The following is a 564-nucleotide window of genomic DNA, read 5'->3' as shown; positions in this document are numbered from 1 at the left end:
TTTGGAATACATTTTTTTCATTTTTAGTTCACATCCCCTATTTATTTTTAACTATGCTTCAAGTTGAAGCATAGTTAATTTATTTTTTGGTATTTACATATCCTACTTTTTCAAAATTTACATAATTACCATTTATTTTTATTTTTAAATATGCTTCACACTCTTTTCCATTTTTTCCTATTAATTTAAAAGCAACATTTTTATTTTCAAGTAAACTTTTGACTTTTGACTTTGTAAGTTTTAATTTATCTTGATAATGGTTCATTGCTTCATACATTTTAAACATACATCCTTCTTTATAATTCCCACAGTAATAATTTTTTTTCTTTTCTTTTGTTACTCCCTCGTAAATATTACCACCACATTTAGGACACTTTCCTATAACTTCTTTCTCTACATTACTTGATGATAATATTGGTATTTCAGGATTTGAGTTTTTAAATTTTATAAAATTATCTATAACACTTTTATATAAATCTTCTTCAGTTTTAGTACCATTAATTATTTCTTCTTGAAGTACCCACCATTCAGCAGTTAATGTAGGGTTTTTTAAATCCATTGGAG

General features: G+C 24.5%; 1 pseudogene. It reads right to left on the bottom strand.

Features of this window, described 5'->3' with window-relative positions:
- Positions 1-79: 79 nt before the first annotated feature.
- Positions 80-564, bottom strand: a pseudogene (locus L988_RS13830) (hypothetical protein); the annotation flags it as partial.

It is taken from the genome of Cetobacterium sp. ZWU0022 (genome assembly GCF_000800875.1).
Taxonomy (GTDB): domain Bacteria; phylum Fusobacteriota; class Fusobacteriia; order Fusobacteriales; family Fusobacteriaceae; genus Cetobacterium_A.
The sequence above is the reverse complement of the archived record's forward strand: the minus strand, read 5'-3'. Positions and strand labels throughout refer to the sequence as shown.